The sequence below is a fragment of the Acinetobacter sp. 1542444 genome (assembly GCF_000581835.1).
GTDB classification, from domain to species: domain Bacteria; phylum Pseudomonadota; class Gammaproteobacteria; order Pseudomonadales; family Moraxellaceae; genus Acinetobacter; species Acinetobacter pittii.
The window spans coordinates 458,414-484,382 of sequence record NZ_JEYA01000003.1 but is presented as its reverse complement, the minus strand read 5'-3'; the positions used below and the strand labels follow the sequence as shown (position 1 = coordinate 484,382).

The 25,969-nt window shown below is 37.6% G+C and carries 23 protein-coding genes and 6 tRNA genes; 11 read left to right on the top strand and 18 right to left on the bottom strand.

Annotated features, from left to right (window positions below):
* The first annotated feature begins 112 nt into the window (after positions 1–112).
* Positions 113–580, top strand: a complete 468-nt coding sequence (locus tag J580_RS14380) for a GlcG/HbpS family heme-binding protein (RefSeq protein ID WP_014207181.1) — start codon at positions 113–115, stop codon at positions 578–580.
* A gap of 10 nt (positions 581–590) precedes the next feature.
* Positions 591–992, top strand: coding sequence for a hydroxyisourate hydrolase (gene uraH, locus J580_RS14375; RefSeq protein WP_032004664.1), 402 nt, complete (start codon positions 591–593; stop codon positions 990–992).
* A gap of 58 nt (positions 993–1,050) precedes the next feature.
* Here uraH and J580_RS14370 read toward each other — a convergent pair whose 3' ends face one another.
* From J580_RS14370 to J580_RS14355, 4 genes are read right to left on the bottom strand one after another with little or no spacing between them, the layout of a single operon-like run.
* Complete coding sequence (locus J580_RS14370) at positions 1,051–1,758, bottom strand: PqiC family protein (protein WP_032004663.1); 708 nt, start codon at positions 1,756–1,758, stop codon at positions 1,051–1,053.
* Complete coding sequence (locus J580_RS14365; protein WP_032001382.1) at positions 1,748–3,415, bottom strand: intermembrane transport protein PqiB; 1,668 nt, start codon at positions 3,413–3,415, stop codon at positions 1,748–1,750. Before J580_RS14365 ends, J580_RS14370 begins: the two co-directional genes overlap by 11 nt.
* Positions 3,416–3,422: 7 nt before the next feature.
* Positions 3,423–4,232 carry a paraquat-inducible protein A gene (locus tag J580_RS14360; protein ID WP_032004662.1) on the bottom strand — a complete coding sequence of 270 codons (810 nt, stop codon included), beginning with the start codon at positions 4,230–4,232 and terminating at the stop codon, positions 3,423–3,425.
* A complete protein-coding gene (locus tag J580_RS14355; protein ID WP_014207187.1) occupies positions 4,229–4,837 on the bottom strand; it encodes a paraquat-inducible protein A in 609 nt (202 codons plus the stop codon). Before J580_RS14355 ends, J580_RS14360 begins: the two co-directional genes overlap by 4 nt.
* Positions 4,838–5,841: 1,004 nt before the next feature.
* Between J580_RS14355 and aspT the strand changes: the two genes are divergently transcribed.
* Both aspT and J580_RS14345 read left to right on the top strand, forming a co-directional pair.
* The gene (aspT, locus tag J580_RS14350) at positions 5,842–7,527 is read left to right on the top strand and encodes an aspartate-alanine antiporter (protein ID WP_032004661.1); all 1,686 of its coding nucleotides are present in this window, start codon (positions 5,842–5,844) and stop codon (positions 7,525–7,527) included.
* Positions 7,528–7,583: 56 nt separating this feature from the next.
* A complete protein-coding gene (locus J580_RS14345; RefSeq protein ID WP_002116631.1) occupies positions 7,584–9,182 on the top strand; it encodes a bifunctional aspartate transaminase/aspartate 4-decarboxylase in 1,599 nt (532 codons plus the stop codon).
* A 91-nt stretch (positions 9,183–9,273) separates the two neighbouring features.
* On the opposite strand, the gene J580_RS14340 is transcribed toward J580_RS14345, so the two are convergent.
* Positions 9,274–9,828, bottom strand: a complete 555-nt coding sequence (locus J580_RS14340) for a TetR/AcrR family transcriptional regulator (RefSeq protein ID WP_032004660.1) — start codon at positions 9,826–9,828, stop codon at positions 9,274–9,276.
* Positions 9,829–11,029: 1,201 nt separating this feature from the next.
* Here J580_RS14340 and J580_RS23690 point away from each other — a divergent pair.
* Positions 11,030–11,263: a hypothetical protein gene (locus J580_RS23690; protein ID WP_016806139.1), complete on the top strand. Its 234-nt coding sequence runs from the start codon at positions 11,030–11,032 to the stop codon at positions 11,261–11,263.
* Between the two features lie 148 nt (positions 11,264–11,411).
* On the opposite strand, the gene J580_RS14335 is transcribed toward J580_RS23690, so the two are convergent.
* A complete protein-coding gene (locus J580_RS14335) occupies positions 11,412–13,247 on the bottom strand; it encodes a monovalent cation:proton antiporter-2 (CPA2) family protein (RefSeq protein WP_032004659.1) in 1,836 nt (611 codons plus the stop codon).
* Positions 13,248–13,440: 193 nt separating this feature from the next.
* Complete coding sequence (gene gltS, locus J580_RS14330; protein ID WP_032004657.1) at positions 13,441–14,676, bottom strand: sodium/glutamate symporter; 1,236 nt, start codon at positions 14,674–14,676, stop codon at positions 13,441–13,443.
* Positions 14,677–15,108: 432 nt separating this feature from the next.
* Between gltS and J580_RS14325 the strand changes: the two genes are divergently transcribed.
* The gene (locus tag J580_RS14325; RefSeq protein ID WP_032004656.1) at positions 15,109–16,260 is read left to right on the top strand and encodes an alpha/beta fold hydrolase; all 1,152 of its coding nucleotides are present in this window, start codon (positions 15,109–15,111) and stop codon (positions 16,258–16,260) included.
* Between the two features lie 707 nt (positions 16,261–16,967).
* A complete protein-coding gene (locus J580_RS23545; protein WP_005073518.1) occupies positions 16,968–17,291 on the top strand; it encodes a hypothetical protein in 324 nt (107 codons plus the stop codon).
* On the opposite strand, the gene J580_RS14320 is transcribed toward J580_RS23545, so the two are convergent.
* The 10 genes from J580_RS14320 to J580_RS14275 all read right to left on the bottom strand — a co-directional run bounded on the left by J580_RS14320 (position 17,292) and on the right by J580_RS14275 (position 21,795).
* The gene (locus J580_RS14320; protein WP_005073517.1) at positions 17,292–17,762 is read right to left on the bottom strand and encodes an AnBLUF65 family BLUF photoreceptors; all 471 of its coding nucleotides are present in this window, start codon (positions 17,760–17,762) and stop codon (positions 17,292–17,294) included.
* A gap of 278 nt (positions 17,763–18,040) precedes the next feature.
* Positions 18,041–18,250: a cold-shock protein gene (locus J580_RS14315; protein ID WP_002115279.1), complete on the bottom strand. Its 210-nt coding sequence runs from the start codon at positions 18,248–18,250 to the stop codon at positions 18,041–18,043.
* 435 nt (positions 18,251–18,685) lie between these two features.
* Positions 18,686–18,759, bottom strand: a tRNA-Trp gene (locus J580_RS14310).
* A gap of 66 nt (positions 18,760–18,825) precedes the next feature.
* Positions 18,826–18,910: transfer RNA gene (locus J580_RS14305), tRNA-Leu, on the bottom strand.
* A gap of 27 nt (positions 18,911–18,937) precedes the next feature.
* Positions 18,938–19,011, bottom strand: a tRNA-Trp gene (locus J580_RS14300).
* 55 nt (positions 19,012–19,066) lie between these two features.
* Positions 19,067–19,151: transfer RNA gene (locus J580_RS14295), tRNA-Leu, on the bottom strand.
* Between the two features lie 27 nt (positions 19,152–19,178).
* A tRNA-Trp gene (locus tag J580_RS14290) sits at positions 19,179–19,252 on the bottom strand.
* A 55-nt stretch (positions 19,253–19,307) separates the two neighbouring features.
* Positions 19,308–19,392, bottom strand: a tRNA-Leu gene (locus tag J580_RS14285).
* A gap of 92 nt (positions 19,393–19,484) precedes the next feature.
* On the bottom strand, positions 19,485–20,300 hold the full coding sequence (locus J580_RS14280) for a protein kinase domain-containing protein (RefSeq protein WP_032004654.1): 816 nt from the start codon (positions 20,298–20,300) through the stop codon (positions 19,485–19,487).
* Positions 20,287–21,795 carry a DUF3336 domain-containing protein gene (locus tag J580_RS14275; protein ID WP_005073515.1) on the bottom strand — a complete coding sequence of 503 codons (1,509 nt, stop codon included), beginning with the start codon at positions 21,793–21,795 and terminating at the stop codon, positions 20,287–20,289. Before J580_RS14275 ends, J580_RS14280 begins: the two co-directional genes overlap by 14 nt.
* Positions 21,796–21,972: 177 nt before the next feature.
* Here J580_RS14275 and J580_RS14270 point away from each other — a divergent pair, with 177 nt between their 5' ends.
* Both J580_RS14270 and J580_RS14265 read left to right on the top strand, forming a co-directional pair.
* Positions 21,973–22,854 (top strand): ATP-binding protein, encoded by an 882-nt coding sequence (locus J580_RS14270; protein ID WP_002115248.1) that lies wholly within the window; start codon positions 21,973–21,975, stop codon positions 22,852–22,854.
* A 103-nt stretch (positions 22,855–22,957) separates the two neighbouring features.
* Complete coding sequence (locus tag J580_RS14265) at positions 22,958–24,061, top strand: DUF6670 family protein (protein ID WP_032004652.1); 1,104 nt, start codon at positions 22,958–22,960, stop codon at positions 24,059–24,061.
* Positions 24,062–24,063: 2 nt separating this feature from the next.
* On the opposite strand, the gene tsaD is transcribed toward J580_RS14265, so the two are convergent.
* Positions 24,064–25,074 (bottom strand): tRNA (adenosine(37)-N6)-threonylcarbamoyltransferase complex transferase subunit TsaD, encoded by a 1,011-nt coding sequence (gene tsaD / locus J580_RS14260; protein ID WP_005068344.1) that lies wholly within the window; start codon positions 25,072–25,074, stop codon positions 24,064–24,066.
* Positions 25,075–25,219: 145 nt separating this feature from the next.
* Between tsaD and rpsU the strand changes: the two genes are divergently transcribed.
* Together rpsU and J580_RS14250 are read left to right on the top strand one after the other, a co-directional pair.
* A complete protein-coding gene (gene rpsU / locus J580_RS14255; RefSeq protein WP_001136722.1) occupies positions 25,220–25,435 on the top strand; it encodes a 30S ribosomal protein S21 in 216 nt (71 codons plus the stop codon).
* A 25-nt stretch (positions 25,436–25,460) separates the two neighbouring features.
* Entirely contained in the window at positions 25,461–25,907 is a 447-nt protein-coding gene (locus J580_RS14250) for a GatB/YqeY domain-containing protein (protein ID WP_002115302.1), read from the top strand.
* The last annotated feature ends 62 nt before the right edge of the window (positions 25,908–25,969 follow it).

Sequence of the window (25,969 nt, the reverse complement as noted above, 5' to 3'; positions counted from 1 at the left end):
ATTTGAAAGATGACAACTTTGTAATGTGATTGTCATGCTTGAAATTAAGCAATTTGTTTAAGATTTTCAAAGCGACATAGAGGCAATCATCATGAAAAAATTGAACTGGCTGATGTTAGCAGCCGTGCTATTTGGTAATAGTACTTTTGCACAGCCCCCTGCTTTGAATCAAGTTTATTCATTAGATCTAAAAACTGCCCACCTGTTAGCCGACAGTGCAAAAGAGGCATGCAAAAAATTAAATCAAAACATTGCGGTTGTTGTTGTAGATCGCGGTGGTAATCCATTAACTGCCGAACGGCATGAGTTGGTGGGCCCGCATAACTTAATGGCTGCCGAGAAAAAAGCCTATACCGCGTTATCTACCAAAACATCGACCTTAGTTTTAAGCCAAAACAGTAACCAAAACCCCGATGCAAAAAATTTAACTACCGTAGCAAATTTACTTTTGTTAGGCGGTGGCGTACCTGTCCGTTTTGAGAACCAAGTGATCGGTGCTATTGGAGTTGCGGGTGCTGGCGGCGCACAGAATGACAATCAATGCGCAAGCAAAGCCATTGAAACCGTTTTTCATTCATAAGGAGTTCATCATGACTAAATCATTTATTGCTTTATCTTCATTATTTATAGCTTCAGCTACATTTGCACAAACTAATCCACTAAGTGTGCATGTGTTAAACCTAGAGACGGGTTTACCCTCTTCTCAGGTTGAAGTCGTTTTAGAAAAAAATACCAATAACCAGTGGGTTAAACTCAATCAGCAAGTGACCGATTCAAATGGTCGTATTACTGCGCTCTATCCAGAAAATAAAAAACTAGAGCAAGGAGTTTATAAAGTCACCTTTAAAACTGAAGACTGGTTTAAGAAGAACAAACATCAAACTTTTTTTTCCGAGGTTCCAGTAATTTTTAAAGTCGATGGAAGCGTAAATCACTACCATATTCCGTTACTACTTAGCCCTTACGGTTATTCAACCTATAGAGGCAACTAAAAATAAAACCCCTTTATCTGTTTGCACAAATAAAGGGGTTTGTTACAAGCGCTTGGTTTTACGAACAAACACCATTGCTAATAACGGATTTTTTGTTTGAATCTAGCGCCACAATTGAAGAAGAAACCGTATTAATGATTTGAGTCATTGCTTCACTTGAAGCATTCACAATACCTTCCATCTTTTTAGCTTTCTGATCAATCGGCTGCTTAAAAGCAATTCGACAATTGAGCTGAGATCCTGCATTCGTGATGACTTTTGCATTATTTGACTCTAATTGAGTGGGCGGTATTTGACGCTTCACTACCCAAGACACCGCAATATTAATATAGCTTTTATCTACAATATCAAAATGAGAAAAGTCTGTAGAAACTCGATATAAGGGCTGATTGTTTCCAGCTAGCCCACTGCTATAACTGTCAATTGCCCCTAATTTTTGCTGTAAACCCGCCGACAAGGTATCGCGTAATTGCGTACCCATGGTCGATGTCCAGCGTTCATTGTTTAACACCGTAGACTTACCACTACTGTCTTGGAGTACCAAAGGCGCACGGTCCAATCGGTCTGGAATCCCGACGGGTAATACCTCAATCACCTGCACAGTTGATTTTGTAGCCGCAGTAATTTTAGGGGACATCGTATAATAATTTGGCGTTGGCGAACTCGAACATGCCGTCATGGCAACTGCCGTTAAAAACAGGCCGCTCCCAAGCAGCCAGTTGGCTGCTTTAGGATGTTGAAAAGATAGAGTGCTTTTATTTTTCATCATCAGTCTCTGGTGTCTTACCACGAATAATTGATTCAGGATGTTGCTCAATATAGTCTGCCATTAACTGTAATGAAGCAGCTGCACGTGTCATTTGCTGCAATGCTTTACGTACGTCTTGTTGTAACGGCGCATCGCTCGACAAAATAGACTCTGACGATCTTACCGTTTTACGAACATCGTCTAAGGTTGCTTGTAAACCAGGTGCAACTTTTCCATCTAACTGTTTAACCAGTTTATCGGTAGACTCAATGGCTGTGTTCATATTGTTGAGCGTTTTACGTACATCTTGCCCAATCTCAACTAACGGGAATTTGGTTAACTTGTCAGCAATCTGAGAAACTTGTGCTTGTAAGCCACTCAGTTCAGTTGGTGTAGTTGGAATCACCACACGGTCATCACTCAAAATTTGCAATGTGGCTGGGTTGGCTTTAGGGAACTTATCTAGGGCAATATAGTTTTGACCCGTGAGAAGGTTGCCTGTTCTCATTTGAGCACGCCATCCATGTTCAACAAAATCTTTGAAAATATTGCTGTTTGGATTGAGTGCCTGTCCATTCTCAACGCGTGACGGATAGATGACCGCCTCAACACGCATACGAATCTGCTTATAATTGTTATAAAACTCTGCATTAATCGATTTAACATTACCAATTTCAATGCCCATGAAATCAATTGGCGCGCCAACAGACAGTCCACGTAATGAATGATCAAAGTACATAATCACACCGCGAGGTTGCCCGTCAGGGTCTTTTAATGCCTCAGATTTTGAGTCCCATAGATTAAAGCGACTATGATTTGCCGCTGTAGTAGCACGAGAACTTTCAGGGATTCCAAAAGCAATACCGCCCGCGACAATACTTGCCAGCGATTGAGTATCTAAACTAAATCCTGAGGCATTCAAGCTCACATCGATCCCACTCGCCTGCCAAAAACGTGCATCGGTGGTGACAAACTTGTCATACGGCGCACGAATAAAAGTTTGCAGCTCTACAGTTTTACCATCATCAGACAATTTATAGGCTGTAATTTGGCCCACATTAATTCGACGATAATAAATTGGGGAACCGACATCTAAAGACCCCAAGTCATCTGCATTTAAGAAAAATTCTTTACCCGGCACATCGGAAGTAATCACTGGCGGTATTTCCAAGCCAGTAAATTCGAGTTTTTTCTCTTCCGACTTACCACCATCCACTTCAATATATGAACCTGACAATAAGGTGTCTATTCCTGAAACCCCACTCGTCCCAATCCGTGGTCGCACAACCCAAAACCGTGAATCTTTTGCGGCAAAGTTACTCGCATCTTTACGCAAATCAATTCTGGCAATCACGTGTGAACGGTCTTCTGAAAGATCAATCTGGCGTACTACACCAATATCCACCTGTTTATAACGGACCGTTGTTTTACCCGCGACCAATCCCTCAGCCGTCCTAAAAGATACGTCAATTGTAGGGCCGTGAGACAAGAGCGCTTTTATCGCTAATGAAAGCGCGATTAAAAGAGCAATCAATGGAATGAGCCAAATTAAAAGAGGCTTCCACCGACTTTTCTTTTCTTGGGGTTCTGGCAAATCATTCATGCTATCCAGTTCAACATCCGGATCACGACGATCTGAGTTACCAGGGGTTATTTCATTTTCAGACATACTCATTGTTCTTTTATTGACTGGGATTAATAGAATCATTATTCAACGGCGGATGTTCTGCCTGAATAATCTTGGTTTTGTTTGAGGCAAAAGAAGAAGGCTTGTTTTTATTTTGAGATGCGTAGAAGTTATCCCAAATAAGCCGTGGGTCAAAACTTAACGATGCAAACATGGTTAACACTACAACTGCACCAAAAGCAATCGAACCCGGCCCTGCTAAAATCGTAGCAAGCGACTGAATCTGAATGAGCGCTGTTAAGAGTGCCACCACAAATACATCAATCATTGACCAACGGCCAATAAACTCGACAACTCGATATAATTTAACGCATTGCTCAGGTAAAAACTTCCAAGCTGAAGATTGTTGAAGATATACCGCCACCAATAAAAAATACAAAATCAGTAGCTTTAGCATGGGAATAAAAATACTGGCCATAAAAATGACCACTGAAACCAGATAGTCTCCACTTTGCCAAAAGTAAATGACTCCACTCATGATGGTATCTTGTTGGCTACCCAACAGTGAGTCAGTCACCGTCATTGGAAGTACATTGGCGGGAATATAGAGAATGGTCGCAGCCACCACTAAGGCAAAAGTTCGATTTAAACTCGCTGGCTTACGTGAATGCAGAACACTATTACAACGAGTACAACGTAAAACCTGATGGCTTTGGTTGAATTGTCTCTTTTCATTTTGAGCAGAATTTACAACCCCACAGCAGTGACACACAATTAATGAGAGATCTTTGGCTCTTGGGTATTGCTTAAGCATTGCCCCTTGCTGCGAGCTTTGTGTTTGGGTCACATTTTTTATCGTTTTCATGGCAGTGACCTATCAATTTCGTTCCATATATCACTCACCTTTATGGAAGTAATATAGACCAACAATACACTTAAAATCGCAAATGCCCATAACGCAATCTCGGGAATCACCAACACCATTCCTATTAACTTCACAAGCGTAACCAAGATTCCAATTAAGAAGACCTCAACCATTCCCCACACTCTCATAAAATAAAGTGTACGTAAGGCAAATACCAAAAATGCGGGTCTTTTCTTCAATACACTTACTGTGCCCAACACATAGGAAAGTAATAACAGATAGGAAAGTGGCACAATAAAAGTGGTGATTAAAATAAGAATGCCAACAAAAGCCCGATCATAATGGAACATCACCCAGACCGCACCCAGTAAGGTGGTTTCAGAGATGTTGCCCTGCAATTCAATTTTTACAATAGGAAAGCTATTGGCAATAATAAATACGATCAACGCCGTTAAGATTAAAGCCAACAGTGTCGAAAAAGGTTTGGTGTGCCGATAGAGTTCAGCACCGCAGCATAAGCAATAAGCTCTTTTTCCATAAGCAAGCGGGGTTCTACGATAGACAGTATCGCATTCCTCACAACCTGCTAATTCTTTAAGCTTCATAGTTATACTCTGAGATTTATAGTTTTAACTGTGTCACACAAAACTCTTTTTATTACTAAGGTAAATTAAAATATAAATCAATCGAAAAACTATCCAAGTCATCATAAATTTTGAGATGAAAATTACCGTGTACTGTTCAATATATTATTGAAACTGCTGAATAATCTGTACAAATTCTGTGGCCAAATTAAAATAGAACCTAAAAGTCAAAGGCTTAAGCTGAGATAACACAGTTTTATGACCAACATATCTAAGATCAGCATGTGACAGCACGAAACCATCAAAAATTTAGCATTTCTGAACAGTACGGCATGTGAGTCATTGGGAAAACAGTACGAAAGAATAGCGTATTGGTTATACACGCGGACAGAGATTTACTTAAAAATATGAGCAGTCATAGAGTATTTCTAAAGTTTTTTAATACCTATAACCCTCTCTTTTTAATATGATAATTTTAATTAAGATATAAAACAAAAATATTAATCACTTTTATATTCAAATATACATTCTATTCAAGAATAGCAATTTCAAATCTTATATTTTTCTTTAAAATAAATGTAATTATGAAGATTAATTTAAATATATTAAAAATTAATTTATGCGACACAATTATCAAAAAATTAATTTTAAGTAGATTGTTTTTTAATTTATATAAAAATTAAGACCAGTCTAACAATTAAAAATTAATTGTTTAAATATCAATATATTAAAAATTTATTTTCAAGATTAGATATAAGCAAGACGCTTTAATCTCATAAAATATTCTTTATATTATTGTAAATAAATTTTACCTTTCATTAAAAAATTAATAGTTGATTTAAACACTCAGAATTACCACCAGACCTTAGTTCACACGTATTTTAAGCACATTATTTTTTATAATTAAACTTAAGAAAACCACTAAACCTGAAGGTTTGCTTAAGTAATTTTCATACTGTATTTTAAAAATGAAAAAAATAAATTTATATATTAAAGATAGAGCTAATAATAAAAGTGAGATCAAAATGATTGAATGGTTACAAGGTGTTTTAAAGCACAGCCCCGAAATATTATTGTTCTTATCACTCGCAATAGGCTTCTGGATTGGACAATTCCAGTTTGGAAAATTTCAGTTTGGTGGAGTCGCAGGCTCCTTACTCGTCGCAGTTGTTTTAAGCCTTATTGGCGTACCTGTCGATAACGGCGTTAAAGCAATTTTATTTGCTCTCTTCATTTACGCAGTAGGCTTTGAAAGTGGCCCTCAGTTTTTTAAATCACTGGGTCCACAGTCCATAAAAGAAATTTTATTAGCAGTATTTATGGCAGTGTGTGGTTTAGTCACTGTTTTAGTGATGGCTAAAATTTTTCATCTCGATAAAGGCTTGGCTGCGGGTCTCGCTGCGGGCGGCATGACTCAATCAGCGATTATTGGGACTGCTGGAGATGCAATTTCTAGACTCGATCTCCCACTTGCAGAAATTCAAAGACTTCAAGCAAATGTCGCGATTGGCTATGCAGTCACTTACATTTTCGGTTCATTGGGAGCAATTATTGTCTGTGTGAACATCTTGCCTAAATTTATGGGTAAAGAAATTCACGACGATGCTTTAAAAGCTCAGAGTGAACGACTCAAAGGTGCTTTTGAATTAGCCCCAGGTCAAGAACTGGCAATGCCTGAAATTGTTGGCCGTATTTATAAAGTTAAACAAGCCAATGGGCAAACTATTGCGGAAATTGAAGCAAAAGAGCCGAGTATTACGATTGAACGGTTAAAACGTAAAGATCAATTTATTGATGTTGCTCCTGAACTAACTTTACAAACTGATGATGTCATTTTACTGGTTGGCCGCCGTGCCAATGTAGTTTCAGTTGCCGAGCAAATCGGTAGCGAATTACAGTCATCGCAAGGTATGGAAATGATTATGGATACCAGCGATGTCATCCTAAGAAATTCCAAATATCTCAACCGTACTTTAGGAGACATCAAGGCCAATACACCTGCGTATTTAAAGCACGGTATTTATGTACTTGCGATTAAACGTAAGGATGAGCCGCAACCTTTAAGTGATGACACCATTTTACGCCAAGGCGATGTGGTCACCGTATACGGTACAAAAAGCGACCTCGACCGCTTGGTGAAAGAAGCAGGTAAAGCCCTACCTGAAAGCTTAAAAACAGACTGGATTTTTCATGGTGCAGGCCTTGTGGTCGGCTTAGTGATCGGTCTTTTTGTGATTCGTTTGGGTGACGTGCCCTTAACTCTTGGTGCTGGTGGCGGTGCTTTACTATCAGGTCTTCTGTTTGGCTGGATTCGAAGTCGAAATCAGGTGCATGGCAATATGCCTTTAGCGGCTTCACAGCTTCTTAAAGATTTAGGACTTGCAGGCTTCGTTGCTGCCGTCGGCTTACAATCAGGTTTACAAGCTATTCAAACTATTAAAGAAAGTGGTCTTTCACTCTTTATGATTGGAGTTGTGGTCACACTGGTTCCTCTCCTACTTTCCATGCTCTTTGCTCGTTATGTTCTGCGTTATGACAACGTTGCAGTAATGGCAGGTGCACTATCTGGTTCACGCAGTGCAAACCCTGCATTTGGTGCAATTTTAGACAAAGCAGGAAACTCGATTCCGACTGTTCCATTTGCAATTACCTATGCCTTAGCAAATGTGTTCTTAACCTTGCTCGGACCACTGATTGTAGGCTTGGCCTGATTTTATACATTGAATTAGAAATTTTATTCATCTCACTATAATTAAGGAGACGTCCCATGGGGAAAGTCGATTATTCTAAATACGCAAAACTCAGCCCATTTGAACTTAAAGATAATTTAATAGAATTAGCTCAAAGCAGAACTGACCGAATGATGTTAAATGCTGGGCGTGGTAATCCGAACTTTCTTGCGACTATCCCACGTCGAGCATTCTTCCAACTGGGTCTGTTTTCTGCGACCGAATCCGAATTTTCATTTTCCTATATGCCGGAAGGTTTAGGTGGCTTCCCACGCCCCGTTGGACTCCAGTCACGTTTTGATAATTTCATTTTGGAAAACCGTGACAAACCTGGTGTGGTCTTTTTAGGTAAAGCCGTGTCTTATGTACGCGACCAGTTAGGTTTAGACCCAGATCTTTTTTTACTTGAAATGGTCGAAGGAATTTTAGGCTGTAACTATCCAGTGCCAGACCGAATGCTTCGAGTGAGTGAAACCATTATTAAAGAGTACGTCTTAAGAGAAATGGGCGTACAAGGCATGCAAAAAAGAGACTTAGATTTGTTTGCGGTTGAAGGCGGAACAGCCGCAATGGCCTATATTTTTAACTCATTAAAAGAAAATAAAATTATCAAAAATGGCGACCGTATTGCCATTGGTAGCCCTATTTTCACACCATATCTTGAGATTCCAAAACTCAATGATTACCAGCTTGAAGAAGTATTGATTGAAGCCGACCCTAAACTCGGTTGGCAATATCCAGAGTCGGAGCTTAGAAAGTTAGAAGATCCGTCTATTAAAGCATTCTTTTTAGTCAACCCAAGTAACCCACCATCGGTGAAAATGAGTGATGAAGGTCTTGCAATTTTGGCTGATATCGTTAAAAAACGCCCTGATCTGATCATTTTGACCGATGACGTTTACGGTACGTTTGCCGATAATTTCAAATCACTATTTGCGATCTGTCCTGACAATACAATTTTGGTTTACTCGTTCTCTAAATACTTTGGTGCAACTGGTTGGCGACTGGGTGTCATTGCACTTTCAAATAACAATGTGCTTGATAAACAAATTGCCAACTTATCGAAAAAAGAGAAGAAAGAGCTTGAAGAACGCTATTCATCTTTAACCACAGACCCAGCAAGCATTAAGTTTATTGACCGTTTAGTTGCAGACAGCCGAAATGTTGCTTTGAACCATACTGCTGGTCTGTCTACCCCGCAGCAAGTTCAAATGGTTTTATTTGCCTTATTTAATATGATGGACTCACGCCAAAGCTATAAAAAAGCGGTTAAATCTGTTGTTCGTGAACGCGACGCAGCACTTTATAGACAGCTTGGTGTCGAGGTTCCAACAGATCCAAATGCTGTGGACTACTACACCCTAGTCAACCTTGAAAACACATCACGTACTCTCTATGGAGATGAGTTTGCAGATTGGGTCATGAAAAATAAAAATCCGACCGAGCTATTGTTTAGAGTTGCCGATGAAACAGGTGTAGTTTTATTACCGGGTTCTGGCTTCGGTGTGCAGCACCCTTCTGCCCGTGCATCTTTAGCTAACCTGAATGAATATCAATATGCTGCAATTGGTGACTCTTTAAGACGCTTTGCAGATGAAGCTTATGCAGAGTATTTAAAAACTAAAAAAGGCAAATAAGCACCTATATAAAGTGAGGCTCTAGCAGCCTCACTTTTTCCTTTCTGTTCTTTAATTTACTATTTCAATTTTTGAATGTAAAAGGTTCAATTTAAGCATTTATCTGTAAAAAGTAAGTCAGCAACTGATCAGGCTCTTCATTTTGGCTTGAACCTAAAAGCCCAAAAATCGCACCATCAATCATAAATACAAAAATATCAGACTCTTCATATGTGGCTCTTTTTTTAGATTCTCGCAGAACCCAGAAAATTTCATTTTTAAGCCATCGCCTATAGCGAATCGCGGTTTGATATGCATTTGGATAAAGCTGTTTAATTTCAAAAAGCGCTTTAAACAGCAGGTAATACGCCCCCTTTAAGTCAGCATGTAAAAGGTAAATTTGTCTAAGCTTAAGAGCCAAATCTGGATATTGACGAGATTCACTCACCGCTCTCACTTTTTCTTTTAAGTGTTCTTTTTGAACCAACAAACACATTTCAATTAATCTTTCTTTGGAGTGAAAGTAGTTGTAAAAAGTGGCTTTAGAAATTTTAGTCTCACTAACAATTCGGTCCACCCCGACCTTGTTAAAGCCGTGTTGTTTAAATAAATCTGCTGCTGTATAAAGCGCTCGCGTTGCTCTAAATGAAACTTCTAAATTTTTCATGTATACCGCTTAAAATAATTTTTTGTTGTAAATAGAAGAGATAGAAATGCCGTCACTCTTAAAATGAGTGCTAAATACAGGCATGCAAAAACCGCACAATAATGGTGTGCTCACCTATCTCTGGTTTATTGTTGCTATGTTTTAGTCGTAACGATTCTTAAGGTGTAGAAACCTAAAGTCGATTACATCGTTTTAAAGACTGTTTAAGCGGTATGGATAGAGAGAATTTGGCAAAGGTTGCCAACGAGAGAGAAGAAATAGTACGCATAACGGCGGACTCCTTTTGATTTAGAAGAGTCTTACCAATTACTGCTAAATAATGGTGGCAAGACTAGAAGGGTTAGCAGACTGGTACAAAAGGAAACCAGCACACCCGAAGGTGTCCCTCCTAGCCTCACCATAAAGGCGTGACTTAAGAGAACGCACAAAAACCAAAACAGCATTGTTGTGCGCCTTTTGTAGACGGTCTGCTAAAACCGACTGGCAATGTAGGCCAGCAGGCAAAGGATAATCGGCAAGGTTTAGAGTGTCAATGTAAGGTTGAATAGAAAATAGTTAAATAATTATTGTTTTTCATTCAATTAGATAGTTAAGCTAAATTCTAATTCAACTTAAATTTAAAGATATACAAATACTGCTAACGAATGGTGGCAAGACGAAAGAAGGTTGACAGACTAGTTAGACCCTAGCACACCCTAAAGTGTCCTACTTCCGTTTTGCCATAAAAAAGAAGGATAATCTTTAATTTTTAGACCGTCAATTTGGTTCCGAACATAAAATATCTCTTTCATTATTATTAAAATTCAATTAGATACTAAAGCTTAATAATAGCGAAGTTCTGCTTTAAAGAAGCTAAACATTTAAACCAAAACCATATTTGCAAACAAAAAATTGATTAAAACAAAAAAGCCAACTCTTTCGAATTAGCCCTAATTACCTCACGACCACGTCTGTGAAAATTGCTTTTGATTTTATTGTTCGCAACAATCTTCATCATTTTTTGTTATGACTTTAAATTAACCTTTCTTTGTGACAATCCGATTAAAAAATCATCCAAAATCTCTCCTAAACAAACTTCATACATAAAATATGTGTTTTGGAGAACTACATCACAATTTATATAGCTGTACATTTTAAAGGCATATTCCGCTAAACGACTAAGTCTATTATGCTTAAGTCATCTAATTGTTAAGTATGTATGATGGAACAGCAAACTTTATTACAAGAACTGAACTCACTCATTGAATACTACTCAAAAAGAACCGATTGCCCGCCTACTCGAATACGCATCGGCTATAGGGCTTATGCAAAATTGATGCAGTGTCCGCCTTTCGCGGATGAAGTGATGAACTCAGCCCTAGATCCAAATAAGCGAAAATATAAAAAGTTAAAAATTAAAATTACCAAAGATGATAATCAGTTGGAACTTGAGTAAATTTTTAAGAGTTCAAAATAAAAAGTTCTTCAACTCTCCTATTTGCGATTTTATTTATATAACTCCCCAGTTAAAGGCACAGCCTTAGAGCATTTATAGTCATTCCGTAAAAGCTCTGCTAAACAAAGCTTTTACAGATATTTTTATACTAATTGAGGCTTTCATTCTCTGAGGTATCTTCCTTATTTAAAATCCGCCCTTCTTGTTTTGGTCGAATCAATGGCGCAGTTGGTCTTGGGTGATGAGTATGTGTATATTGCATACCTACTCCCGCATTGACGTCATCTGCCGCGATTTCAGTTTCAAAACGCTCATTATCCAAATCACGAATTTCCTCGGTAATTCTTTCTACCTCATCTTCATCCACACCAAGCTCTTGCAAAATCACGCCGCCAAACTTAATGGCAGATTCAAACGTTTCACGAATCATAAAGTCCACTTTTTGTTTAACTAAATGCAGTGAATGCTCACGGTCATATGAACGGACTAATAGTTTTGCTAAAGGAAATTCATGGGTGACAAGTTCTACAATTCGATTGGTCGTTTCCTTACTATCTACACACACCACAATCGCTTGTGCTGTTGCAGCACCAGACGCATGCAGAATATCTAAACGGCAACCATCGCCATAATAAATTTTAAAACCAAATTTTTCGGCGTTTCGAATCATGTCGGTATTATTATCAATAATGGTGACATCGACACCTCTTGCTAATAATAATTGACTGGTGACCTGTCCAAAGCGCCCAAAACCGATCATTAAAACACTACCGCTTAGCCCGTCAGCAATGTCGATGTTTTCTAATGAAACCTTCGTTTTTGTTTGAGTAAAACGTTTGAAAATAATACCGACAATTGGGGTCAACACCATTGAAAGCACAACAATAGCGGTTAAGTTAGATTTAACGGTGCTATCAATAACTTGTGCACTTAGCGCAGCCGAGAATAGTACAAAAGCAAACTCTCCACCTTGAGCCATAAGTAAAGCGCGGTCTAATGCTTCAGTATGAGAGCTTTTCGTTACTCGGGCGACCATATAAATCATGAGCGCTTTGGCAAACATTAGGGCAATTACACCACTCACAATCAGTTGCCAGTTCTGAGCAACAACTGACAAATCCAACGACATGCCGACCCCAAGGAAAAACAGGCCCAGTAATATTCCTCGGAATGGTTCAATATCCGCTTCAATTTGATGTCTAAATGTTGATTCGGATAAAAGTACACCCGCTAAAAAAGCCCCCATCGCCATGGACAAACCACTGACTTGCATCAGTAACGCTGCACCCAACACCACCAATAAAGCCGCGGCAGTCATGACTTCTCGGGCTTTAGCAGCAGCCAAGAGTCTAAACAATGGGTTCAGTAACCAATACCCTGCCGCAATAAGCCCTGCAATTGCGATTAAACCAATTCCTATATTTTCTAGACGTACCGATGTGCTTTCGACCACATGATTCGGTGCCATAAAAGCAACAATAGCCAGCAATGGCACAATCAGTAAATCTTCAAATAGTAAGATGGCTACAATCTTTTGCCCACGTGGCTGAGTCAAATCACCCCGATCACCCAATAACTGCATCACAATCGCAGTCGAGGTTAAGACGAACCCTGCCGCACCAATAAAAGCAACTTGCCATGTAAAGCCAAATAACAGCCCAACGCCAGTCAAAGCCAGCGCGCAAATGATGATCTGCAATGTACCAAGGCCAAAAATTTCGCGTCTAAGACTCCACAAATGTGATGGTTGCATTTCCAAACCAATCACAAAGAGGTACATCACGATTCCTAACTCGGCAATATGCAAAATTGCTGTGGAATCTTGAAAAAAAGCAAAACCGAATGGGCCAATAATTAGACCCGCAATTAAATAACCAAGTACTGAACCTAAACCAATACGTTTAAAAATAGGAACTGCAATGACAGCAGCCGCCAATAAAACCACGGGGGCAACTAAGCTAATTGAATGTGCTTCTGAGCTCATACATTTCTCATTTTATTTATCTGCAATTTATTCTATGTGAAACGAGGATTAAGGGCGATTATTAGTTTTGAGAAAAAGCATCCTAAAAATAAAATGGTTTAAATGATCGGAAAATAAAATTGGGCCTATAAATAAGAATCAAATATTCATGGTCAAACACCCATAAAAAAAGCCCTAACGGGCTTTTTTTATATTAGGCAATAAATTTCAACATGAGCTGAATAACCGTTGCATTAATTAAGTCGACAAAGAATGCGCCACAAAGCGGAACAATCAAGAAAGCCTTATGCGATGGACCATACATGTTAGTAATGGCCTGCATATTTGCAACGGCGGTTGGAGTTGCGCCCATACCGAAACCACAATGGCCTGCTGCTAACACTGCTGCATCATAGTTTTTGCCCATAACGCGGAACGTCACGAATGCTGCATATAAAGCCATCGTAATGGTTTGCGCACCTAAAATTACAACTAACGGACCAGCCAAATCTGCAAGTTGCCAAAGTTTTAACGAAAGCAATGCCATTGCTAAGTAAAGTGACAAAGACGCATTGCCAAATACATCAATCGCACGGTCGAAAATATCAATTTTCAACACGCTTTCTAAAATATTTCTTAAGATTACACCGCCACCAAGTGCCCAAACGAAAGTTGGTAACTCGAACCAAGTTCCCTTACTAAAGCCAGTCATAAATTCAGCAAATGCTAAACATGCTGCAAACATACCCAGTGTAGTAATTGCATTATCGGCAGTAATTAAACGGACTTGATGCGGGTTTTCAAACGGAGCAAGGTCATCTGAATTTTGTTCAAGATGTGTGTCGCGATTTTGGATTTCAGCATTGGTTTTTGGTTGAGCAAGACTGTAACGATTAATAAGTAGTTTCGCTAATGGCCCACCAATCACACCACCAATAATCAAACCAAAAGTAGCACTCGCCATACCTAATGCTAAAGCACCCTGAATACCATGCTGACTTTCTAAAATTTCACCCCATGCGCCAGCTGTACCATGACCACCTGTTAAGGTAATTGAACCAGCAATCAAGCCAATAAGTGGATCAAGGCCCAATAAAGTCGCAAGACTCATACCAACAGCATTTTGCACAACAATAAATGAGGCTACACAAATTAAGAAGATGATTAAAGCAGTACCACCTTCTTTAAGCTTCATAAAATTGGCACTTAAACCAATTGAAGCAAAGAACACGAGCATAAAACTGGTTTGTAATTCGCTACTAAAAACAATACTGTAGCCCCACACTGTGTGGACAAGTAAAGAAACTACAGCAGCAACCAAACCACCAGCTACAGGTTCAGGGATATTATAACGTTTTAAAAAATCAATACGATTAACAAGAAAGCGGCCCAATAATAAGACGATAACCGCCGAAATTAGTGTATAAAAACCATTAAAAACAAATTCCATATATACTACTTTCTGATTACATTCCTAATAGATTGTAAAATAATTATATTTTATTTTTTATTATTTAAAAAAAACACAAACAAACTTTACAAAAACCATCTTTATTTAATAATAATCATATAAATCAATTTGTTATTTTGAGTATTTAGTAAAAAATCACAATGTATCCTCTCTTAAATTTCTATATTGCTTTGATAATTAATTTTTTAAACATTTAAATGCTCAAGCGATGAAATCAAGACATCTGGTTGCCTCAATCTTATTACCGATTTTTTAAGTAAGAGTATGTTGGGCTAAGCTAAGCTCTACTTGATACATTTAAAGAAAAATCCTGTCTTTTGGGTCACTGAACTTCTCCATCATTCACTTTAATATCCTTCAAAGACCAGCTCTTTACTGTTCTGGGCAACATCTTTATAGGTTTTATATTCAATGAGTTTATTGCTTAAAGTTCGTCAGAACGTTCCACAGCTACAATCTATTAAAAAATCTCTTCAGACACGTGCTGGTCAAAAAATACCTCACATGCTGATCAATGCATCAGATCTCTTTTTCAGAGGCCCTCAAATAGCTTTGTCAGGAAAAACACCTTTTGATGTGATTCATAAGCATGAAATTATTACCTTACGCCATTATAAAAATGAGACCGATACCTCTACTCCTAAACACCGCGTACCTTTAGTTATTGTTCCACCATTAGCAGTGAACATGCTCATTTACGATTTGTTCCCTACTCGTAGTTTTGTACGTTTCTTTTTAGCCCAAGGGTTTGATGTTTACTTAATTGACTGGGGCGTACCAACCCGACACCAAGCAAAATACAACTTCGGTACTTATATTAAAGTTTTCATGCCAGAGATGTTAAAGCAAGTTCGCCTACACAGCGGTCAGCAACAGCTTTCTTTACATGGTTGGAGTTTAGGCGGCGCACTTTCGCTCTGCTATACCGCATTGTTTAAAGATAAAGATATTAAAAACCTGATTATTCTGGCATCTCCTATCGACACACATAAAGCGGGTTATATGGGGAAACTCTACGGTAGCCTCACCAAACCTGCCGAATGGGTTCGCAAACATACGCCATTTCGTATTCGCCATCATGTACCAAGTGAAGCATTTCATATTCATGGGTGGCAAAACACTCTTGGCTTTAAATTAACGGATCCGATTGGAAATTTGAAAACATATTGGGAACTTTTTAAAAATCTAGATAACCGAGAGTTTATTGTCGATCATGCAACCTCAAGCTCATTTATCGATAATATGTTGGCTTACCCAGGTGGAGTCATGCGCGATATTATTCTCCGCTTCTGGATTGATAATGAGCTGTCTAAAGGCGTGGTTAAATTTGGTGAACTTACCGCCTATCTAAAAGACATTAAATGTTCAGTATTAGCTGTCGGTGGTAACACAGATATTATTGTCACAGCCGATGCTGTTAAACCACTCATGGATTTAATTAGCAGCCAAGACAAAACATTTAAAGTGGTACCAGGTGGTCATATGGGGGTAGTTTCTGGTAGTCAAGCCCCCACCACGGTCTGGCCAGAAGTGAGTACTTGGTTAGCTACTCGTTCAGAATAATTAATTCAAAATCAGTAAAGCCAGTGTAGTCAGTTCTATGCTGGCCATAATTCAAATTTTATAAGTCTGATATTCTAATTTCATTTATATTGCAGTAGTTTTTTCTCATAATTCGAAAGCAGCTCATTACTAGATGACTCAAAAATATAAATATAATTTCCTCACTAATAATCACATTAAAATCCTTCAACACATAAACTTTATTTATTAGAAATACAACTTAATAAAACAATATTTTATCAAATGTTAAAATTTTTTAAATAGATCAATTTTTTTCTTATTAATATTTATAAATTTTAAGAAAAGTACCTCTTAAAGTTGATGTTACTTTTTGTTATTTATGTAAAGATCATCTAATCAATATATTTACTTAAGCTATTGTTAAACAATTTTTTTTATAAATTTAATTTTGTAAAATTTGATCATTATTTATACAAATGTAGGCAATCTCTCACAATTATGTAAGCCAAAGCTTACAACTCAAATGATTGTTTTTCTTATAATTAATTTCAGTACATATAAGCACTCTTTACTATTAAATAGAAAGCTGAATATTAATAAAGAGATCTGGAGAAAATGATAAAGTCATCTTTATTAATATAAAAACTCTTAATAATAGAAAAAGAATCTCAAAAATTAATATGTACTATCTTTCCTCTGGAAACAGAGGAAAGATACTTTTTTAATCATCAGATAGGGTATAGAAAATGTTTATTGCAAAAAATATATTTGTATATTTACTATCAATGTTAGCTTTATGCTTACTGATTATTTTCTTTAATTACATAGGAATGAACGAGACGATTAATCTTCTTCTCTCATCCGCGCTTTTCGGCATATTTATTACTTGGTATTTTAAAGGTAGTGGACTCTGTCTCGCCCTATTTAGCTTTTTTTATTGGGCTATGTTTGTCATTAGTCAAAGTTTAGAAGTGATATGGATGCTCGCAAGTTCAGTTATTGTATATTTAGTCATGACTAAAATATTACCTAAACTCAAGACCATCCATATTGGCGTGATAGCCAAATAGCTAAAACGGTTTCACCCCACGATTCACCATACCCACTTTCTTAACTGTGTTAATTTTAGTTTGTTCGGCAATGACTAATTCATTGATGAAAGCTTTTAAGTTTTGCTCATCAAGACGAATAGGATTAAAAGTACTTTCTCCCATTTTTAGAAAGAAAGATTCGATATTTGTATTACGTTGTACATATTTCATTGACCATCGTTGAAACGAGTTTTGTTCAATGGAATATGTACACAACCATTTAACATTGTGGTGTCTTTCATCATTTGTAATTTTTTCAAATAATCGTTCAACCACCTCTCGCTCACCTTCCAAGCATTGAAAGAAAGCATTATCGGCATAATAGAGCACCCCACAGATCTGATTCAAATCATTGAAATCTCGTGCTTCTGTCAAAATATCACGTAAATCTTGCAACAAGTCTTCATTTTTTTCGTTCCGTTGACTGGCATAACACAGGCGAACGTTCATTAGCAATTCCGTGAAATATAAAATTTCTTTATTTAAAGATTTTTTAATCTACCATATCTCTATTACTAATAATTTATATTTCACACATATTCTAAAGTTTATATTAAAAATATGTTTGATTATTAACTATAAGAGCTTAATAACTAATGATTTATATTCACAAGAAAATAAAAAGCCCTTCTATTGAGGGCTTTTAATGCTCTAAAAGAAGAATAAATTTCTTTAAAAGCTAAAATAAAAAAAAGCACTAAAAAGTGCTTTTTTTACTTGCTGTTATATTATTGTGGAATAATATTTACAGCATTTGGGCCTTTTTGCCCTTGAGTAACGGTAAATGTTACGCGTTGACCTTCATGCAAAGTTTTGAAACCAGAACCTGCGATTTCTTTGAAGTGAGCGAACACATCTGGACCGTTGTCTTGTTGAATGAAACCAAAACCTTTAGTTTCGTTAAACCACTTTACTGTACCACTTACTGTATTAGACATGATATATCCTACTGATTTCTAATATTTTAGAATCATTAAATAATGATCCTATCATAACTTTGAAAAAAGAATAACAAATTGAGCTTAATATCTTAAAAAACGAAGGATTATGACTAAAACTACGATACTTAAAAGAAGATTTACTAACAAGTCTTTTTTCTAGTTAACAGCATCATACATGAAATAAAATTGTATTCAAGGCTTTTATATAAATAATTTCCAAAACTTAAGTTAAATAAATATAAAACAATAGCTTAATAAAAAGATTAAGAAATTCAGTATATTGCTTAATTAAAAAACAATCTATGATGTGATAAAACATTGAAAAGCAACAGCTATAAAAATATCTATTTAGAAAATTGCTTGAGCACGAATGAAAAGTTATTTTTAAAAATATAAATAATAAAAAAACTCCCGAATAGGAGCCTTATTTTATGGCAGAGGATCAAGGACTCGAACCTTGACGAACGGTTTTGGAGACCGTCATGCTACCATTACACCAATCCTCTATATTCATGATTAAACACTCAAGATTTAATCACAAAAAAAGCAAGATCATAATCTTGCTTTTTTAATGGTGGGGGCGAAGAGACTCGAACTCTTACACCTTGCGGCGCTGGAACCTAAATCCAGTGCGTCTACCAATTTCGCCACGCCCCCATCTGGGACATTTATTTAAAATAAATGTGGCAGAGGATCAAGGACTCGAACCTTGACGAACGGTTTTGGAGACCGTCATGCTACCATTACACCAATCCTCTTCCAAGATCTAGATGACCTAACATCTACATCAAACTTTAAGTTATTAACTTAAAGTGGTGGGGGCGAAGAGACTCGAACTCTTACACCTTGCGGCGCTGGAACCTAAATCCAGTGCGTCTACCAATTTCGCCACGCCCCCATCTGGGACATTTATTTAAAATAAATGTGGCAGAGGATCAAGGACTCGAACCTTGACGAACGGTTTTGGAGACCGTCATGCTACCATTACACCAATCCTCTTCCAAGATCTAGATGACCTAACATCTACATCAAACTTTAAGTTATTAACTTAAAGTGGTGGGGGCGAAGAGACTCGAACTCTTACACCTTGCGGCGCTGGAACCTAAATCCAGTGCGTCTACCAATTTCGCCACGCCCCCGATGGCTGTGTATATTAGCGATAAGATCTGACAGTGACAAGTGTTTTTTTTCTAAAAAAAACTAACCGTGTAAATTGTATACAGATACTAGATCAATGATTTTTATCAATTTGAATCTGTTTTAAGCAATTTATTGCTTCATCAGCATTTGAAAACCGATTTTGCTGCTGTTTTTGTAATAAACCTACAAGTAAGGGTAAAAAAATCAAAAACTGCGTGGGTAATTGAATGGTTAAATTTTGACAGTGTAAGACTGCCCAATCACGATAACTACCTGCTTCTAAGCGAGTTTGAGTCAACCATTCATATAAAATGATGCCAAAAGCATATAAATCACTTTGTATTCCCTTATGCCCTCCTCGAAATAGCTCAGGAGCCATATAACGAGGTGTTGCATCCATGACTGTATTGCAACTTGAGATAGATCTCGTTTTCTCAAAATCAATCAAATAAGGCTTTTGCTGAAACTCTCTAAAATGCTCTGCCTTAACGTCGCCATGAATCCAGCCAAATTCATGCAGTTCAGCAAGTTTATTTATTGCGCACCAAATTTTTCGATATATGTCACTAAAATCAGTTTCCTCATTCAATGAATCAAACCATACATCACTATCAGGTAAAATTAAAACCTGACCTAAGGAATGTTCTAGCTGAGGAATTAAGCTGACTTCAATCAGTTTGTAAGGTAAAAGCCATGTTGAGTTCTTAAGATTAATTTCTTTGTAAAATAATTGCTCATGCAAGAAATCTTGCTCACTTTGAGCATGGGTTTCAGGCAAATGATATTTTAACCAGTAATTCTTAGTGTCTATAGTACATGTCCATAAACACCGCCCTAACGCTGCACTTGCTGGCTTTGTCACACATATTAAGTTTTCTATTGGGGAAGCAAAATCATGCTTCAGCATAGTAAGACTCAGGCTGTTGTTTCTTTTCTTCAAAACGCAAGACCTCTAAACAATGCTGAATTGTTTTACCAATACGAGCATGGGTCTCAATTGAAGAAATTTTTGGCCAAGTTGCACGTTCCCCTTCTCTTTGCAAACGCTTAAACAGATGCGGACGCGGGTTTTGCAAAGTATAGGTATAGTGACTTAGGCTATATTTAGCAATGATATTTACATCACCATAATAACGCTGTCCCATTACGCCATAGCCATGATCTAACAATCTTCTAACTGGAGATATAGAACCAAGTCGTTGACGCGTAAAATCCATGATACCCATTGATAGTACTTTACCTTGGCGTCTTAGAATTCTTTCAGGCCAACTTAAAACGTCTTTACGGAAGCGATCCGCATCATTTTGCATAAATGGAACAATATGTGGGTTAACCTGACTCGCAATGGTGTAGTTTAAATTGTAAAGCCGCGCCATTCTTTCTTGCGGGAAATCGCTTCTTACACTTCCATCTACCCACTTTGTATTTGCCATATAAGGTGTATGTTCACCATCATAACGTTTACTGGTTAAACGTACCGGTGGGAATAAAATTGGCACGGCACATGAAGCCAATACCGCACTCCACACCAAAACATTCGGCGTCATAATGGCATTCATGATTCTTGGGTTTTCTGTTGCATCATACGGCGCTACCGCCACATTAATGTTTAAACCTGATTTTTTGAAAGCCTCTTCAAACGTAAGATCACCTAAATTCTCAATGAGGAATTTTTTCAAATATTGAACATCGGCAATTCCACCATTGCCTTTAATAAGTTCACGGAATTTCCTAAAATGAAAAGCATCACTAAAAAATTGCTCACCATTTAATAAGTTTTGGATATCTTCACTAGCAGAGGTTCCAAGCATACCTGTCATAATTGCCCCTGCACTTGAGCCAGAGAGCACTTTAGGCATTAAGTCTTGTTCAATTAAAGCCTTACATACTCCCGTATGAAAAAGTCCTAAAGTCGCGCCGCCCGAAAACATAAGTGCAGGTTGTCCATACGCCTTTTCACAGTTTTCAAAAAACTCTATTTTTTCTTTTCTTTGAAATGTGATGCATTCACTTGAAGCGATGTAAGCTAAACTTTGGCTAACCTCTTCAATATAGTCTTCAATTAACTTTTTCGTACCGACATGTGTTGCTGCAAAAAGCATTGGATGACCAATATTTGCAATATCGTAGGTTAGCCCCTCTTTAAGTAAATAGATGAGGTCTAATGTGCGATGTTGCTGACGATATCTTTTGAGCAAAGTGTATCGATAAGAAATGAGTTCGGCATCGAAGTAAGGTGAACTATTATCAAACTTCCACTCTTGCACACCTGTTTCTTCATCTAGTTTTAATGCAAAAGACTTCCATTCCTCATAAGATTCAGCCATGTCTAATTGACGTTGTAATTTTTTGATACGGTAAGCCTGATGTGGATTCATATCACTTCGTATTTTTTCAAACATATTTCGTCCTCATCTTCACAGATGATTTTACTGAATAGACATCACAACACTATGCTCGGTCTGAACATTTCAATCAATTGCAAAACCGATAAAGTGTATAGGCAATAAGTTTTTTGTCAGCCTATTAATTTCGGTGTTAGTATCCTATCAAACACTGTTTAACATGATTGACTTACCATGGCTACCATTGATTTACCGGACAATTTAGTTCAAACATTATCACTTGTATTAAATCAGTTACAGCAAGTCTTGCCTGAGCCTCGACAAGAAACAGATTTTACTGCACCTGCTTTTAGATGGGAAAATCAGCAACTTAATGCCATCTATAAGCCAAAAAATATTTATCTTGATGACTTAAAAGGCATTGAGCGTCAAAAAGAAAAAATTATTCAAAATACTTTGCAATTTTTAAATGGCCTACCAGCGAATGATGTGCTGTTAACAGGCTCACGTGGTACAGGAAAATCATCTATTGTTCGTGCTTTACTCACTGAGTATGCCCCTCAGGGATTGCGTTTAATTGAAATTGAACGTGATGATTTATCAGACTTACCCAAAATTCAAAAACTCATTCAAAATCGCCCTGAAAAATATATCGTCTATTGTGATGACTTGGCTTTTAACGCGGAAGATGAAAATTACCGTAGTCTAAAAAGTGTATTAGATGGTTCATTACAGTCAGGTTCAAGTAATTTTATTATTTATGCAACCAGTAACCGTCGCCACCTGTTACCAGAATTCATGCATGAAAATACACCTGTAACTAAGGTCGATGTTCCCCAATATACTGAACTACATCCACAAGAAGCGATTGAGGAAAAGATCTCTTTGTCGGATCGGTTTGGTCTATGGCTATCTTTTTATCCAATGGATCAAAACCTATATTTAGAAATCGTTGAGCATTATCTTGATAAAGCAAACATGCCTTTCAATGATGAAGTTCGTGCAGAAAGTCTACGTTGGTGTCAGATGCGGGGTCAGCGCTCTGGTCGAGCGGCTTATCAGTTTTCTAAGCATTGGATTGGTTTAAACGCATTAAAAGATTTGTCTAACAATTAAATAAAATGTCCCGCAAAGCCTTAGCTTTGGCCTATAAACCGCTTAGCTTTGGCAGTTGTTTTTCATAACCTAAAACAAAGATAGCCCTTCTTTAGGTTTATATATGAAAAAACAATTGCCAAAAATTTCTACAGCCAGTAAAGCGCTTGGTAAAAGTTTATTACTTGCACAAGGCGTTTTAGACCAAGCAAAAAAATATTCAACTCTTCCTTTTACTCAAGCTCATATCATCCGTCCACGAGTTGACGAAAAATATTATAGCTGGACACATTACGGTATTTTTTTCCCGCTTTTACCAGAGCCGCATCGTTACTTAAATATTATGATTTTAATCGGTACGCCCGGTGCACTTGCTTTTGACCATGATGATATCATCACTGGAAATCCTAGAAAAACAGCTACTTTCTTTTCAAGCACAGCTGCTCTGGAACAAGCTTTACTGAGGGCCTATGTCATTCCCGAAGATACAAAAATTAATAAAGATGGGAGCTTAATAGAACTAGGTCAAGAAATTTCAATTCAAGGTAAATTCCCTCAAATTCACATTAATGGTCATTATGATGGATTTGATTTCGACTTTGATATCGATATTACTTCACATGTTTCATGGTTTATAAAAACACCAATCTATGATCATTTTAGCTTATTGGCAAAGTTTAAAGGTTTTCTAAGCTATCAAGCAGAACGCATTGAAAGCCAAGGACTCTGCACTTACGAATATGCTCGAGCAGTTGGTCCTCACTCCATCACAAACAAACTTATTCCTGATGTATATAAACTGCCACTTGATTTTTTCACTTATCAAATCATCAATTTAAATGAAACCACTCAACTTCTTCTTACCAAAGCCGATATTGCAGGACAAACAGCTGCATATACCCTGCATATTCGACATCTGGACCAGCCAGCTGAAATTTATACAGATGTAAGCTTTGATATTATTTCGCATCAAGTTGATGACTTTGTTTCACCTACTGGGCATAAAATGCGACTTCCAAAATATTTTTCTTGGATCGCTAGAAATGAGGCAAAGCAAATTATCTTAAACATTCAGGCAGAAATTGACTGCCCATTCCGCTATGGTCATGGGCGAGGTTATGCGAGTAGCTATATATTTACAGGTCATTATTTTGGTAATGAAGTTCAAGGCCGTGGTTACATCGAATATATTGATATCGAAAACCAACATGCTTTTGAAGATGAATAATTTTACTCAGGAATAGTGAGTTCAGTCATCGGCCAGCGCGGCGTGGTCGTTACCGCTAAACCATCATGCTGACCTGCTTTTAAACGTTGATAGCCAGCAAAAGCAATCATTGCCCCATTATCAGTACATAAAGCAGGCTCTGCATAATAAACTTGCGCTTTAATTTTCGCCAAAGAGGTTTCTAATTGCTCGCGTAGTCTTAAATTTGCGCTAACTCCACCTGCAATCACTAAACGTTTAAGTCCAGTTTGCTTTAAAGCTTTTACTGATTTTTTTACCAAGGTATCTACAATTGCTTCTTGGAATGAAGCAGCAATATCAGCGTCACGATTTTCGCCATTCAATTTTTTCAATTGAACAGAAACAGCTGTTTTTAAGCCACTAAAAGAAAAATCCAAGCCTTGATGAAGCATAGGTCTTGGAAACTCAAAAGCTAATGGATCACCAGATAATGCAAGTTTTGCGATATTTGGCCCACCTGGATATGGCAAGCTCATCATTTTTGCAACTTTATCAAAAGCTTCGCCCGCAGCGTCATCAATAGACTCACCCAATAGTTCATATTGACCAATAGCGTGGGCTGCCATCAATTGTGTATGTCCACCTGAAACTAACAATGCTACAAACGGAAATTCAGGTGGTTGACTTGAAAGTAATGGGGCCAACATATGACCTTCCATATGGTGAACACCAATTGCAGGCTTGTTTAAAGAAAAAGCTAAAGTTCTGCCAAACAGTGCACCTGTCATTAATGCTCCCATTAAGCCAGGACCACGCGTATAAGCAACCGCATCAATCTCTTGTTTTGTTACACCACTTTGTTCAAGCAATTGATTCATTAAAGGAATTAATTTACGAACATGGTCTCGAGAAGCAAGTTCAGGTACTACGCCACCATATTCAGCATGAAGTTTAATCTGGCTATAAAGAACCTGTCCCCGTAAGCCGAGTTCGCTATCATAAAGTGCCAACCCTGTTTCATCACAAGAAGTTTCCAAGCCTAAAACAATCATCAAAACTGCCTTTTATATGAGTCAAAATATTGCAATCGCTATTATAGACTTGTGATATGAGTTGTAAATGAGTAAAATACTGACCTTCACTTGTGATCCGGCGCAATGGTGTGCCTGATCTTATCCATAATCTAGAGGATTTTACATGCCACAAGTTAAGTTGAAAGAAGGCGAACCAGTTGACGTAGCTATCCGTCGTTTCAAACGTTCATGCGAAAAAGCTGGTGTTTTAGCTGACGTTCGTAAACGCGAATTCTACGAAAAACCAACTCAAGAACGTAAGCGCAAAAAAGCTGCAGCAGTTAAACGCTACCAAAAGAAATTGGCTCGCGAATCTGTACGTACTACTCGCCTTTACTAATTAATTTGTGATTGACTGCTGAATTATGACTACTTTAAAAAACCAAATTACTGATGCATTAAAAACTTCTATGCGTGCCAAAGATATGGCAACAGTGACGGTTTTGCGTAGTCTACAAGCGGCAATTAAGCAAATCGAAGTCGATGAGCGCAAAGAGCTTGACGACGCTCAGGTTCTTGCGGTCATTGAAAAGCAAATTAAACAACGTAAAGAATCGATCAAAGCCTTTGAAGGTGCTGGTCGTAATGATTTAGCTAGTAAAGAACAAGCCGAAGCTGAGATTATCTCTCAGTTTCTACCAGAAGCTATGACTGAGGAAGAGCTTGATTCTATCATTGAGCAAACGATTGCTGCTCAAGAAGCAACTAGCATGAAAGATATGGGTAAGGTGATGAATTCTCTACGTCCGATCATAGCCGGGCGTGCCGATCCTGCTCAAGTTTCAGCAAAAATTAAAGCTAAATTAGCTTAATTCCTCTTTTTTAAATTTATATTTCTTCCAATCAAGCTTCTTTAGTTTGTATATATTTGCAC

What these genes read in the sequence shown, in the direction of transcription:
- J580_RS14380 (WP_014207181.1), top strand. Translation starts at nt 113, where the DNA reads ATGTTAGCAGCCGTGCTATTTGGTAATAGTACTTTTGCACAGCCCCCT.
- uraH (WP_032004664.1), top strand. Translation starts at nt 591, where the DNA reads ATGACTAAATCATTTATTGCTTTATCTTCATTATTTATAGCTTCAGCT.
- J580_RS14370 (WP_032004663.1), bottom strand. Translation starts at nt 1,758, where the DNA reads ATGAAAAATAAAAGCACTCTATCTTTTCAACATCCTAAAGCAGCCAAC.
- J580_RS14365 (WP_032001382.1), bottom strand. Translation starts at nt 3,415, where the DNA reads ATGAGTATGTCTGAAAATGAAATAACCCCTGGTAACTCAGATCGTCGT.
- J580_RS14360 (WP_032004662.1), bottom strand. Translation starts at nt 4,232, where the DNA reads ATGAAAACGATAAAAAATGTGACCCAAACACAAAGCTCGCAGCAAGGG.
- J580_RS14355 (WP_014207187.1), bottom strand. Translation starts at nt 4,837, where the DNA reads ATGAAGCTTAAAGAATTAGCAGGTTGTGAGGAATGCGATACTGTCTAT.
- aspT (WP_032004661.1), top strand. Translation starts at nt 5,842, where the DNA reads ATGATTGAATGGTTACAAGGTGTTTTAAAGCACAGCCCCGAAATATTA.
- J580_RS14345 (WP_002116631.1), top strand. Translation starts at nt 7,584, where the DNA reads ATGGGGAAAGTCGATTATTCTAAATACGCAAAACTCAGCCCATTTGAA.
- J580_RS14340 (WP_032004660.1), bottom strand. Translation starts at nt 9,828, where the DNA reads ATGAAAAATTTAGAAGTTTCATTTAGAGCAACGCGAGCGCTTTATACA.
- J580_RS23690 (WP_016806139.1), top strand. Translation starts at nt 11,030, where the DNA reads ATGGAACAGCAAACTTTATTACAAGAACTGAACTCACTCATTGAATAC.
- J580_RS14335 (WP_032004659.1), bottom strand. Translation starts at nt 13,247, where the DNA reads ATGAGCTCAGAAGCACATTCAATTAGCTTAGTTGCCCCCGTGGTTTTA.
- gltS (WP_032004657.1), bottom strand. Translation starts at nt 14,676, where the DNA reads ATGGAATTTGTTTTTAATGGTTTTTATACACTAATTTCGGCGGTTATC.
- J580_RS14325 (WP_032004656.1), top strand. Translation starts at nt 15,109, where the DNA reads ATGAGTTTATTGCTTAAAGTTCGTCAGAACGTTCCACAGCTACAATCT.
- J580_RS23545 (WP_005073518.1), top strand. Translation starts at nt 16,968, where the DNA reads ATGTTTATTGCAAAAAATATATTTGTATATTTACTATCAATGTTAGCT.
- J580_RS14320 (WP_005073517.1), bottom strand. Translation starts at nt 17,762, where the DNA reads ATGAACGTTCGCCTGTGTTATGCCAGTCAACGGAACGAAAAAAATGAA.
- J580_RS14315 (WP_002115279.1), bottom strand. Translation starts at nt 18,250, where the DNA reads ATGTCTAATACAGTAAGTGGTACAGTAAAGTGGTTTAACGAAACTAAA.
- J580_RS14280 (WP_032004654.1), bottom strand. Translation starts at nt 20,300, where the DNA reads ATGCTGAAGCATGATTTTGCTTCCCCAATAGAAAACTTAATATGTGTG.
- J580_RS14275 (WP_005073515.1), bottom strand. Translation starts at nt 21,795, where the DNA reads ATGTTTGAAAAAATACGAAGTGATATGAATCCACATCAGGCTTACCGT.
- J580_RS14270 (WP_002115248.1), top strand. Translation starts at nt 21,973, where the DNA reads ATGGCTACCATTGATTTACCGGACAATTTAGTTCAAACATTATCACTT.
- J580_RS14265 (WP_032004652.1), top strand. Translation starts at nt 22,958, where the DNA reads ATGAAAAAACAATTGCCAAAAATTTCTACAGCCAGTAAAGCGCTTGGT.
- tsaD (WP_005068344.1), bottom strand. Translation starts at nt 25,074, where the DNA reads ATGATTGTTTTAGGCTTGGAAACTTCTTGTGATGAAACAGGGTTGGCA.
- rpsU (WP_001136722.1), top strand. Translation starts at nt 25,220, where the DNA reads ATGCCACAAGTTAAGTTGAAAGAAGGCGAACCAGTTGACGTAGCTATC.
- J580_RS14250 (WP_002115302.1), top strand. Translation starts at nt 25,461, where the DNA reads ATGACTACTTTAAAAAACCAAATTACTGATGCATTAAAAACTTCTATG.